Source organism: Neochlamydia sp. S13, from assembly GCF_000648235.2.
Lineage (GTDB): Bacteria > Chlamydiota > Chlamydiia > Chlamydiales > Parachlamydiaceae > Neochlamydia.
Genome location: NZ_AP017978.1, coordinates 174,581 through 188,264, shown reverse-complemented (window position 1 = coordinate 188,264; position 13,684 = coordinate 174,581). Strand labels below are relative to the sequence as shown.

The following is a 13,684-nucleotide window of genomic DNA, read 5'->3' as shown; positions in this document are numbered from 1 at the left end:
AATTTTTTAGCATCCCTTTATAAAATTGTTTTTAGCTTATTGGCTAACATTGTCACTATAGGATGATTTTCTCTAAAAAGCTTAATGCCAATGGCAAGTGCTTTGTTAATATACTCTCTCGCTTTGTCTAAATTGCCTTGCTCTTCGTAGATTCCTCCCAATTCTTGGTAGATTTGTCCTAGGTTATTGTAATAAATTGCTATCCTAGGATGATATTCGCCAAAAAGCTTAAGGTCGATAGTAAGCGCTTTGTTAATATACTCTTCCGCCTTGTCTAAATTACCTTGCTCGTGGTAGATTACCCCCAGGTTATTGTAACAATTTGCCATCATAGGATGATATTCACCAAAAAGCTTAAGGTTAATGGCTAGCGCTTTGTTGCTATATTCTGCCGCCTTGCCTAAATTACCTTGTTCTTTGTAGAGTTGTCCTAGGTTGTTGTAATTGATTGCCACTTCGGGATGATTTTCGCCGAAAAGGTTAAGGTTAATGGTAAGCGCTTTTTTAATAGACTCTTCCGCTTGGCCTAAATTGCCTTGAGTTTGGTAGATTGTTCCTAGGTTGCTATAATTGCTTGCCACTGTGGGATGATTTTCACCAAAAAGCTTAAGATCAATGTCATGCGCTTTGTTGATATATTCTGCCGCCTTGCCTAAATTACCTTGCTCTTTGTAGATTTGTCCTAGGTTAGTGTAATAACTTGCCACTGTGGGATGATTTTCCCCAAAAAGCTTAAGGTCAATGGCAAGTGCTTTGTTAGTGTACTCTTCCGCCTTGCCTAAATTACCTTGTTCTTTGTAGATTTGTCCTAGGTTATTGTAATCTCTTGCCACCGTGGGATGATTTTCACCAAAAAGCTTAAGATCAATGGTTAGCGCTTTGTTGCTACATTCTAACGCCTTGCCTAAATTACCCTGCTCTTTGTAGATTTGTCCTAGGTTGTTGTAATAACTTGCCACTGTGGGATGATATTCACCAAAAAGCTTAAGCTCAATGGCTAGCGCTTTATTGCTATATTCTGCCGCATTGCCTAAATTACCTTGTTCTTTGTAGATTTGTCCTAGGTTATTGTAATCTCTTGCCACCGTGGGATGATTTTCACCAAAAAAATTAAGGCCAATGGTTAGCGTTTCTCTTGCCACCGTGGGATGATTTTCACCAAAAAAATTAAGATCAATGGCAAGCGCTTTGTTGCTATACTCTGCCGCCTTGCCTAAATTGCCTTGTTCCTTGTAGATTTGTCCTAGGTTATTGTAATCTCTTGCCACCGTGAAATGATTTTCACCAAAAAAATTAAGATTAATATCAAGCGCTTTGTTAATATACTCTTCCGCTTGGCCTAAATTGCCTTGGGCTTGGTAGATTGCTCCTAGGTTGCTATAATTGCTTGCTACCACGGGATGATTTTTACCAAGAAGTTTAAGGTCAATGGCAAGTGCTTTGTTAATATACTCTGCCGCCTTGTCTAAATTGCTTTGCTCTTTGTAGATTTGTCCTAGGTTATTGTAATCTCTTGCCACCGTGAGATGATTTTCACCAAAAAGCTTAAGGTTAATATCAAGTGCTTTGTTAATATACTCTGCCGCCTTGTCTAAATTGCCTTGGGCGTGGAAAATGATTCCAAGAGCATTTAAAACCTTCGAAGTTTGTGGATTTGCTACTTTTGCTAATAGATACCATTTTTCTGCTTTTTTATATTGAAAAAGCCTTTGGAGTATATCCCCTTGCGTCTCTGGTGAGTTATCCTCCAAATCAGAAAATTCAAGTTTGTCTTCATTGCCTGCTAAAAATTCTTTAATGGCTTGATAGAAAGGAATAAAGATGCGGTAGATTTTTCTTATCTTTTCTAATGCGTTATGATCTAGGGCAAACTGCTGTTTAATAAGATCTGGATCCTCAAAGCCAAAGGGTTTAAGGAGAGGATTCATCATCTCTTTTTGCGCCTGATAATGAGAATAAGCCTTAAGGCGCATGAATAAGGCTAGGCTCATCCAGTCCTTTAACTTTTCAGTGGCCCCTTTCGTTATAATCTCTAACTCTCTTAATTTATCAATCCTAGTAAAAGTGTCTGAAGCTTCTACTTTTTTAAGAAGCGCTAGCCGATCCAAAGCTAAATGAGGAAACCGATAAAAATCATTCTTAACTTGAAAAAGCATGCCGTTCCTATCTAAATCACCCATTCCTGGATTAAAAGCTTCCATATCAGCTAGCATAAGGTGCTGCTTGGCTAAATGTTGGCGCAGATCAACGCTTTCTTGATAAGAGGTGTTAAGTATTTCTTGAATTTTTTTATCATAGGCTTTAGTTAGTTTCTCGTTGCCTAACAAATGAGTAAAGTTTAGCAATTCCATAGGAAGGTAAGGCTCTTTTTTATGCCACCACTGGCCTTTTTTATCTTTACCCACATATTGGGCCATCTGTTCAGGAGTCTGAATAAGCTCAAATGTCTTATCATTACCCAAAGGAGTTTTGCAGCCTTTTCCTTCTACTCCTGCTCCATCAAAGGCAAAGCCTCGTGGTGTTACACCATCAAAAAAATGGATGGCTTTTAGGCAAGGAATATTTAAAGCAGGAAGAATAGTTTCTCCTAAGTTGATAACTTTTAAATGAAGTAAATTTGTCAGATTCCTAAAGTACTTCTTATTTATAGGAGTATCTTCTTGTATAAGAATGCCAAATTCTAAGTCGGAATAAGGAGTCATTTCTTCCCTAGCTAGAGAGCCAAAGCCTATCATGGCATACTCACAAGGCTCAATATCTAATTGATGCACGGCTTGTATTACAAGTTGTCCGAAGAAAATTTTTATGTGTTGAGCTATCTCATCATAAAGATCTCTCACCTTTTGGGAAGAAGGGTTCTCTGGCAGAGTTTGAATTTTCTTCTCTATTTCTTCTCTAAATTTTTTTAATCCGTTGCGATTGTTTTCAAATTGTTTCTCTATTATTGCGGAATCAAAAGTTTTGCCTTTACATTGTTTAACAAGTAAATTTTGAACTTGGGAAAGTCTATCTCTAAGAACTTTTTGACGCTCTTGAGGAGCTAGGCGTAAGGCATAATTATAAAGGCCTGCCGCTTGCAGAAGCGTTTCCGATGTTTGTTTTCTTAAATAAATGTCACCTAGTTTTTCTATGCAAAAGCTCTCCTGAATAGGATCTTTCTCTTGAACAGCAATTTGTAAAGCTTGCGTATAGGTTTGTTCTAATTTTTTTATCTCCTCGTCTGATAAAAGCTCCTGGCTATCCAATGTTTCTAGGGGGCTTTTTAATGCATTCATCGATAGAGAATTAGAAAAAAGAATATCAGAAGAGGTTTTCGACTTTGAAAGAAGAGTTTTATCTTGCTTTAAGGGCTTTTGAGCATAAATAAAATGACCACCTAAATCTACAATAAAGATATATTCTTGAGGCCTTTTTTCCAGAGGGGTATTTTTCCATTCCCTGGATCTAACTTTTTTAGATGTTAAGCCTACTTTTGAAAAGATAAGCATTTCATTAACACCGCAAATCAATCGTTCTTCATTAACCGTTACTAGCCTTATAGGAATGGATAAAGCCGAGGCTAATAGATCTCCTTCTCCTAAGCCGCTTATCCAACTTCCTTTTTCTATTATTTCTTCTGCTCTTTTACTGTTAGTGTGCTTAATAATGTCTGAAAGCACTTGTCTTAAATAAGAAATTTTATCGCTGGGCATATCAAGCAATGGAATCTTTCTAGAAAGCCCTTCATAGCTTCCTAAAAAAGCATTAAAAAAGCAGTCGCCATCACTTGCAACACCTTTTAATTCAAAGCCTTCTTTATGTAGATAAGCAGCTACAGCATTTACTTTTGCTTCTTGGGAGTCGCAAATAATAGTTGAAGGATCATACCATAAAGACTTAGCTATTTGAGAGGGGCTCCAGTGAGGTGGAGAAAGATTTAAGGAATTTGCTTCATTAGCAGCAAGCTGATTATAGGTGGGTAAATTACTTTTAATTTTCTTTAAATGAAGCCTTTTCCATCCATCCGTTTGTTCAATTAATTGCTTCCACTCTTTACAAACACCTCGTGCGTTAGTTAGATCTTGCTGACTCAGCTCCTTGAAAATTTTTAAGCTAATTTCTGCATACGGGCCTAGCCCTAAATAAGGCTTTTCTTTTGCTAGTTCCTTAAATGTAGTAAATATAAAAGAGTTAATAGAGGAACTTTCTAAGTTCATAAGCTTATCCTCCTTTTATCTAACTTTATTTTCACCTGCACTTCAAAGCTCTATCTGCTTTATCCTCAATTTTTTGAAGAAATGTTATAATTTGTCAATCTAAATCTAAAAAATATTTTTTGCTGATGCTAGCGTTAGAGAAGCGATGGAGTAATTAAGAAGAGAAAATATAAAATCTTTTTCTAAATTTTAAAATTTCTTTCTTCTTTAAGGCTTCGATAAGTAGTAGAAAAATGAATAGAGGAAATTTTTCTTTAGAACACGCGTTCCGCAGGTCAAAATAATAGCGCTATATTATTTTTCTAATGATTTTTAAGAATTGGCTTAAATTTTTGGCTCTTCGGAGGTTTACGTGGTAAAAAATTTCTTTAATGCTAAAAGTAGTTAACACTACTACGTTTCAACTCCTATGTTGTGCCTGAATTTTTGAATGTAATCCTTTAATAATTATCTACTTAGAAAACAACTGTCAAAGTCGGGATTATCATTTGCCCTTTTTGCCAAGCTATTCATGACTCATCTAAAAGGCTATTTTTTGATACTTCTTAAACCTAACGAAGTAGGATTAAATAAAAATAGCATTTGTCACATCCTAGTGTTTGCAAACAAAAAAGGAGAGTGAACAAATGCTAAATAATGATTATCTAACAAAGCTTATTAATTTGGAAGGGGTAAAGTTTAAGGATATTTATATTCAGGAGGATATGGTCAGAGTTTTTATTACCCATATAAATCCTACACGGCTATGCCCATACTGTGGTCAGTCCACGTTTAAGAGGATGTCTTAAAACCCCTGTTTTATCTTATCAATCTGCTTTCTCACAGATCTAATAGGTTGATGCAAAACAACTTATTTAAGATAATTTTGAGAGAAAAGGGAGGTAAAGATGAGCAATACATACCCTAGTCATTTATCAGATCGTGAATGGGAAGCCATTAAAATTTACTTTGAAGTGGATTACAGCAAAGGAGGCAGACCCATTAAACATACAAAAAGAGAGTTATTGGAAGCTATTTTTTATGTCTTAAGAACCGGTTGCCAATGGCATTATCTACCCAAAGATTTTCCTCATTGGAAAACGGTTTACACTTACTTTAAGAAGTGGAAAGACGCACATTTGTTTGAGAAAATTAATCATCATTTAAGGAAAAAATTAAGAGTTATAATGGGGAGGAACCCCGATCCCAGCGCTGCCATCGTCGATAGCCAGTCAGTTAAAACAGTAGAAAGGGGGGGCTCACAGGTTACGATGGAGCTAAAAAGGTTAAGGGGCGTAAAAGGCACATTCTAGTGGATACGCAAGGCTTTTGTGTGCCACGAGCACATTATAGATGTGCGTAACTATACGAAAGATGAGGAAAATGGCTCCTCGAAGTCGCTTTGCAGGAAGAGATTTCAAACCACCTTAAGCTGCTTTGGTCAAAAGCCAAGGTAGTGAGCGTTAAGGAAAAGGTGTGATAAACATATCAGGTGAGGGCTAAGGAGACGAACGAAAGTGAACTATTGGTCCAAGTGTCGAAAGCATAAAGATGATGTCAAAACTGGGGGTTAAAAGCTCTTCCAGGATAAATTTAGGGGCAACCTGTTTACTGCCTAAATGGCGTCCGGCATAAAGATAGCGTAAACTTAGTCTAGGCTTTTATATAGAACGTGGGAACCTCATAGATGAGGTTAAGAGAAAACCATATAAATGAAGAACACAAAGTGGGAAATATCGAAGCATGTATGAGGGGCAGATCAACTCGTAGTAGTGAGGAAGTCTTTGTAATGAAGAGGGAGCGAAGGGGTTGGAATTGTTCAATTCAACTCAATAAGTCAAGTAGAAATACGAGGAACTTATGGGGGTGGAGAAAAGGCTGGAAAGCTTGAAGAACAATAAGAATCGTATGAAGCGAGAGTTTCACGTACGTGTCTGTGGGAGCCTAAGGGGGAAGTTCCCTTGGGCGACCCGATTATTAACATGCTATGTAGGAGCTGCTGACGAAAACGATCGAACGGCCTTAATTAAGCTGTTAGACAAATGCAAAAGCCTATTTTCAACCATCACCAAGGTTTGGGCGGATATGGGCTATCAAGGCACTGCATTAAAGAAAACCTGCCAAGAGCAGTATAACATTGACTTTGAGATCGTTAAAAGGCCTCCTCGTAGATTTTGGGTACATGAGGATAAAATAGAAGAGTTTTTAAAAACCCTTGATTTAAGCTTTAAAGTCCTGCCCAAGAGGTGGATTGTGGAAAGGACTTTTGCATGGATTGGTCGTAATCGAAGAACTTCTAAAGAGTATGAGTACCTAACAACTACGAGTGAAAATTGGATTTATCTATCGATGATTAGACTGATGTTAAGGCGAATTGATAAGTTAAAAGAGGGGTTTTAAGATAACCTCTTATTAGGTGAAAATGAAAAAAGTAAGATAAAATAATAGGCGCAAAACCAACATGGTCATTGAAACTCCAAGCTACGTAAAATTTGAATTAAATTGTGGAAGAAGATGATTAATGTTGTATCGAACAAACCTTAAAAAGGTAAAGTTTCTTACTTAATTTTGCAAAAAACTGTCTAAACAACCGAAGCCACCACAAAATGGATGAATGAGTATAATAATGAGAGAACACATACAGGAAAGTATTGTTTTGGCAAGACGCCTTTACAAACATTCTTAGATGCTAAACATCTTGCGCAAGAAAAGATGTTAGATAAGTTACAACTGACAGAAATAGTACCTGCCAGGTAACTCATGCTTGTCAGGTCAAGTACTGCCTAGGACACATTATAAGACTAAAATTTAACAACCCTTTCCAATATTTCACTTGTAATCAATTGCCACTTGGGGATGATTTTCACCCAAAAGATTAATGTTAATGGCAAGCGCTTTGTTAATATACTCTGCTGCTTTGTCTAAATTGCCTCGATCTTTGTAGATTTGCCCTAGGTTATTATAATCAATTGCCACTTCGGGATGATTTTCGCCGAAAAGGTTAAGGTTAATGGCAAGCGCTTTTTTAATAGACTCTTCCGCTTGGCCTAAATTGCCTTGAGCTTGGTAGATTGTTCCTAGGTTGCTATAATTGCTTGCCACCTCGTGGTAGTTTTCACCAAAAAGTTTAAGGTTAATGGCAAGCGCTTTGTTGCTATACTCTTCCGCCTTGTCTAAATTACCTTGCTCGTGGTAAATTACCCCCAGGTTATTGTAACAATTTGCCACCATAGGATGATATTCACCAAAAAGCTTAAGGTTAATGGCAAGCGCTTTGCTGCTACACTCTTCCGCCTGGCCTAAATTGCCTTGCTCTTGGTAGATTTGTCCTAGGTTATTGTAATCAATTGCCACCTCGAGATGATTTTCACCAAAAAGCTTAAGGTTAATGGCAAGCGCTTTGTTGCTACACTCTTCCGCCTGGCTTAAATTGCCTTGGTCTTTGTAGATTAGTCCTAGGTTATTGTAATCTCTTGCCACATCGGGATGATTTTCACCAAAAAGCTTAAGGTCAATGGCAAGCGCTTTGCTGCTACACTCTTCCGCCTGGCCTAAATTGCCTTGCTCTTGGTAGATTTGTCCTAGGTTGCTGTAACAAGTTGCCACCGTGGGATGATGTTCACCAAAAAGCTTAAGGTCAATGGCAAGCGCTTTGTTGCTACACTCTTCCGCCTGGCCTAGATTGCCTTGCTCTCGGTAGATTAGTCCTAGATTATTGTAATCTCTTGCCACATCGGGATGATTTTCACCAAAAAGCTTAAGGTCAATGGCAAGCGCTTTGTTGCTACACTCTTCCGCCTGGACTAGATTGCCTTGCTCTTGGTAGATTTGTCCTAGGTTATTGTAATAAGTTGCCACGTTGGGATGATTTTCACCAAAAAGCTTAAGGTCAATGGCAAGCGCTTTGTTGTTATACTCTGCTGCTTTGTCTAAATTGCCTTGGCTTTGGTAGATTAGTCCTAGATTATTGTAATCTCTTGCCATCGTAGGATGATTTTCACCAAAAAGCTTAAGGTCAATGGCAAGCGCTTTGTTGCTACACTCTTCCGCCTGGACTAGATTGCCTTGCTCTTGGTAGATTTGTCCTAGGTTATTGTAATCAATTGCCACCGTAGGATGATTTTCACCAGAAAGCTTAAGGTGAATGGCAAGTGCATTGTTGTTATACTCTGCTGCTTTGTCTAAATTGCCTTGGCTTTGGTAGATTAGTCCTAGATTATTGTAATCTCTTGCCATCGTAGGATGATTTTCACCAAAAAGCTTAAGGTCAATGGCAAGCGCTTTGTTGCTACACTCTTCCGCCTGGCTTAAATTGCCTTGGTCTTTGTAGATTAGTCCTAGGTTATTGTAATCAATTGCCACCTCGAGATGATTTTCACCAAAAAGCTTAAGGTCAATGGCAAGCGCTTTGTTGCTACACTCTTCCGCCTGGCTTAAATTGCCTTGGCTTTGGTAGATTAGTCCTAGATTATTGTAATCTCTTGCCACCGTAGGATGATTTTCACCAAAAAGCTTAAGGTCAATGGCAAGCGCTTTGTTGCTACACTCTTCCGCCTGGCTTAAATTGCCTTGGTCTTTGTAGATTTGTCCTAGGTTATTGTAATCAATTGCCACATCGGCATGATTTTCACCAAAAAGCTTAAGGTGAATGGCAAGTGCTTTGTTGTTATACTCTGCTGCTTTGTCTAAATTGCCTTGGCTTTGGTAGATTTGTCCTAGGTTGTTGTAACAAGTTGCCACCGTGGGATGATTTTCACCAAAAAGCTTAAGGTGAATGGCAAGTGCTTTGTTGTTATACTCTGCTGCTTTGTCTAAATTGCCTTGGCTTTGGTAGATTAGTCCTAGATTATTGTAATCTCTTGCCACCGTAGGATGATTTTCACCAAAAAGCTTAAGGTCAATGGCAAGCGCTTTGTTGCTACACTCTTCCGCCTGGCTTAAATTGCCTTGCTCTTGGTAGATTTGTCCTAGGTTATTGTAATAAGTTGCCGCCGCGGGATGATTTTCACCAAAAAGCTTAAGGTGAATGGCAAGTGCTTTGTTGTTATACTCTGCTGCTTTGTCTAAATTGCCTTGGCTTTGGTAGATTTGTCCTAAGTTGTTGTAACAAGTTGCCACCGTAGGATAATGTTCACCAAAAAGCTTAAGGTCAATGGCAAGCGCTTTGTTGTTATACTCTGCTGCTTTGTCTAAATTGCCTTGGCTTTGGTAGATTAGTCCTAGATTATTGTAATCAATTGCCACCGTAGGATGATTTTCACCAAAAAGCTTAAGGTCAATGGCAAGCGCTTTGTTGCTACACTCTTCCGCCTGGCCTAGATTGCCTTGCTCTCGGTAGATTAGTCCTAGATTATTGTAATCTCTTGCCACCGTAGGATGATGTTCACCAAAAAGCTTAAGGTCAATGGCAAGCGCTTTGTTGCTACACTCTTCCGCCTGGCTTAAATTGCCTTGGTCTTTGTAGATTTGCCCTAGGTTATTGTAATCAATTGCCGCATCGGGATGATTTTCACCAAAAAGCTTAAGGTGAATGGCAAGTGCTTTGTTGTTATACTCTGCTGCTTTGTCTAAATTGCCTTGGCTTTGGTAGATTAGTCCTAGATTATTGTAATCTCTTGCCACCCTAGGATGATTTTTGCCAAAAAGCTTAAGGTCAATGGCAAGCGCTTTGTTGTTATACTCTGCTGCTTTGTCTAAATTGCCTTGCTCTTGGTAGATTTGTCCTAGGTTATTGTAACACATTGCCACCTCGAGATGATTTTCACCAAAAAGCTTAAGATCAATGGCAAGTGCTTTGTTGTTATACTCTGCTGCTTTGTCTAAATTGCCTTGGCTTTGGTAGATTAGTCCTAGGTTATTGTAATTTCTTGCCACCGTAGGATGATTTTCACCAAAAAGCTTAAGGTCAATGGCAAGCGCTTTGTTGCTACACTCTTCCGCCTGGCTTAAATTGCCTTGGCTTTGGTAGATTAGTCCTAGATTATTGTAATCTCTTGCCACACCGTGATGATTTTCACCAAAAAGCTTAAGGTGAATGGCAAGTGCTTTGTTGTTATACTCTGCTGCTTTGTCTAAATTGCCTTGGCTTTGGTAGATTTGTCCTAAGTTGTTGTAACAAGTTGCCACGTTGGGATGATTTTCACCAAAAAGCTTAAGGTGAATGGCAAGTGCTTTGTTGTTATACTCTGCTGCTTTGTCTGAATTGCCTTGGCTTTGGTAGATTAGTCCTAGATTATAGTAATTTCTTGCCACCGTAGGATGATTTTCACCAAAAAGCTTAAGGTCAATGGCAAGCGCTTTGTTGCTACATTCTTCCGCCTGGCTTAAATTGCCTTGGTCTTTGTAGATTGCTCCTAGGTTATTGTAAAAAATTACCACCGTGGGATGATGTTCACCAAAAAGCTTAAGATCAATGGCAAGCGCTTTGTTGTTATACTCTGCTGCTTTGTCTAAATTGCCTTGGCTTTGGTAGATTTGTCCTAAGTTGTTGTAACAAGTTGCCACCATAGGATGATTTTCACCAAAAAGCTTAAGGTGAATGGCAAGTGCTTTGTTGCTACACTCTTCCGCCTGGCTTAAATTGCCTTGGTCTTTGTAGATTTGTCCTAGGTTGTTGTAATAAATTGCCACCGTGGGATGATTTTCACCAAAAAGCTTAAGGCTGATGGCAAGCGCTTTGTTAATATACTCTGCCGCCTGGCCTAACTTGCCTTGCTCGAGGTAAATGATTGCAAGAGCATTTAAAACCCTCGCATTTTGTGGGTTTGCTTCTTGCGCTAAAAGAAACCATTTTTCTGCTTTTTTATGTTGAAAAAGCCTCCGGTGTATATTCCCTTGCGTCTCTGGTGAGTTATCCTCCAAATCAGAAGATTTAAGTATATCTTCATTACCCGCTAAAAAATCTTGAATAACTTGATAGAAAGGAATGAAGATGTGGTAGATTTTTTTTATCTTTTTTAAGGCTTTATGATCTAGGGCAAACTGCTGTTGAATAAGATCTGGATCTTCAAAGCCAAAAGGTTTAAGGAGAGGATTCATCATCTCTTTTTGCGCCTGATAATGAGAATAAGTCTTAAGACGCATGAATAAGGCTAGGCTCATCCAGTCCTTTAACTTTTCAGTGGCCCCTTTCGTTATAATTTCTAACTCTCTTAGCTTATCAATCCTAGTAAAAGTGTCGGAAGCTTCTACTTTTTTAAGAAGGGCTAGCCGATCCAAAGCTAAATGAGGAAACCGATAAAAATCATTCTTAACTTGAAAAAGCATGCCATTCCTATCTAAATCACCCATTCCTGGGTTAAAAGCTTCCATATCAGCTAGCATAAGGTGCTGCTTGGCTAAATGTTGGCGCAGATCAACGCTTTCTTGATAAGAGGTATTGAGTATTTCTTGAATTTTTTTATCATAGGCTTTAGTTAGTTTCTCGTTACCTAACAAATGAGTAAAGTTTAGCAATTCCATAGGAAGATGAGGCTCTTTTTCATGCCACCACCGGCCTTCATCATCTTTACCCACATATTGAGCCATCTTTTCAGGAGTTTGGATAAGCTCAAATGTCTTACCATTACCCAAAGGAGTTTTGCAGCCTTTTCCTTCTACTCCTGCTCCATCGAAGGCAAAGCCCCGTGGCGTAATGCCATCAAAAAAGTTGATGGCTTTTAAGCAAGGAATATTTAAAGCAGGAAGGATAGTTTCTCCTAAGTTGATAACCTTTAAGTGAAGTAGATTTGTTAGATTCCTAAAGTACTTCTTATTTATAGGATTGTTCTCTTGAATAAGGATACCAAACTCTAGGTCGGAATAAGGAGTCATCTCTTCCCTAGCAAGAGAGCCAAAGCCTATCATGGCATACTCACAAGGCGCAGTATCTAATTGATGCACGGCTTGTATTACAAGTTGTCCGAAGAAAATTTTTATGTGTTGAGCTATCTCACCATAAAGCTCTCTCACCTCTTGGGAAGAAGGGTTCTCTGGCAGAGTTTGAATTTTCTTCTCTATTTCTTCTCTAAATTTTTTCAATTCGCTGCGATTGTGTTCAAATTGTTTCTCTATTACCACGGAATCAAAAGGTTTGCCTTTACATTGTTTAACGAGTAAATTTTGTACTTGGGAGAGTCTATCCCTAAGAATTTTTTGCCGTTGTGGAGGAGCTAGGCGTAAGGCATAATTATAAAGGCCTGCCGCTTGTAGGAGCGTTTCCGATGTTTGCTTTCTTAGATAAATGTCACCTAATTCTTCTATGCAAAAGCTTTCTTGAATTGGATCTTTCCATTGGACAGCAATTTGTAAAGCTAAAGTATAGGTTTGTTCTAATTCTTTTATCTTCTCGCCTGATAAAAGCTCCTCGCTTTCCAATGTTTCTAAGGTTTTTTTTAATTTATTTGTAGATAGCGAATTAGAAAAAAGAATATTAGAAGAGATTTTCGACTTTAAAAGAAGAGTTTTATCTTGCTTTAAGGGCTTTTGAGCATAGATAAAATGGCCACCTAAATCCACAATAACAATATATTCTTGAGGCCTTTCTTGTTGAGGAATAGTTTCCCATTCCCTAGATCTATCCTTTTTAGATGTTAAGCCTACTTTTGAAAAGATAAGCATATCATTAATACCACATCCCGAAGGGTCTTCATTCACTGTGATCAATCTCATAGGAATAGATAAAGCCTGGGCTAATAAATCTCCTTCGCCCAAGCCACTTACCCAACTTCCTTTTTCTCTTATTTCTTTTGCTCTTTTACTGTTAACGTGCCTATAAATGTCTGAGAGCACGTGCCTTAAATAAAAGATTTTATCGTTTTGCTCGTCTAGCAAAGGAATCTTTCTAGGAAGTTCTTTATAGCTTCCTAAAAAAGCACTAAAAAAGCAGTCGCCGTCACCTGCAACACCTCTTAATTCAAAGCCTTCTTTATGTAGATAGGCAGCTACAGCATTTACTTTTATTTCTATTGAATCACTAATAATAGTTGAGGGATCATCCCATAAAGATTTAGCTATTTGAGAGCGGCTCCAGTGAGGCGGAGAAAGATTTAAGGAATTTGCTTTATTATTAGCAAGCTGATTATTTGTTGGTAAATTACTTTTAATTTTCTTTAAATGAAGCCTTTTCCATTCATCAGTTTGTTCAATCAATTGCTTCCACTCTTTACAAACGCCTCGTGCGTTAGAGAGATCTTGCTGGCTCAGCTCTTTGAAAATCTTTAAGCTAATTTCTGCATACGGGCCTAGCCCTAAATAAGGCTTTTCTTTTGCTAATTTCTTAAATGTTGTAAATATAAAAGAGTTAATAGAGGAACTTTCTAAGTTCATAAGCTTATCCTTCTTTTATCTAGTTTTATTTTCACATGCACTTCAAAGCATTACATGCTTTACTTACAAGCTTTTAGCTACGCGTTATAATTTGTCAATCTAAATCTTAAAAATATTTTTTTACTATTGTTAGCGTCATGGAAGGGTATGTGTGATTAAGAAGAAAAAATATAATATGCTTTTGAGCTACTTCTTATGCAGCC

At 38.1% G+C, this 13,684-nt stretch carries 4 protein-coding genes and 1 pseudogene; 3 read left to right on the top strand and 2 right to left on the bottom strand.

The genetic code is table 11. The features are described from left to right. Nucleotides 1–17: 17 nt before the first annotated feature. Nucleotides 18–4,196, bottom strand: a complete 4,179-nt coding sequence (locus tag TY21_RS10685) for a tetratricopeptide repeat protein (protein ID WP_130589765.1) — start codon at nucleotides 4,194–4,196, stop codon at nucleotides 18–20. 887 nt (nucleotides 4,197–5,083) lie between these two features. Here TY21_RS10685 and TY21_RS10680 point away from each other — a divergent pair. The 3 genes and pseudogenes from TY21_RS10680 to TY21_RS11185 all read left to right on the top strand — a co-directional run. Next, nucleotides 5,084–5,505, top strand: a pseudogene (locus tag TY21_RS10680) (IS5 family transposase); the annotation flags it as partial. Nucleotides 5,506–6,035: 530 nt separating this feature from the next. Beyond that, nucleotides 6,036–6,575, top strand: coding sequence for a transposase (locus TY21_RS10675; RefSeq protein ID WP_130589763.1), 540 nt, complete (start codon nucleotides 6,036–6,038; stop codon nucleotides 6,573–6,575). 210 nt (nucleotides 6,576–6,785) lie between these two features. Next, entirely contained in the window at nucleotides 6,786–6,932 is a 147-nt protein-coding gene (locus TY21_RS11185; RefSeq protein ID WP_042240616.1) for a hypothetical protein, read from the top strand. A gap of 72 nt (nucleotides 6,933–7,004) precedes the next feature. Here TY21_RS11185 and TY21_RS10670 read toward each other — a convergent pair whose 3' ends face one another. Then, entirely contained in the window at nucleotides 7,005–13,481 is a 6,477-nt protein-coding gene (locus TY21_RS10670; protein WP_130589762.1) for a tetratricopeptide repeat protein, read from the bottom strand. Between the last annotated feature and the right edge of the window lie 203 nt (nucleotides 13,482–13,684).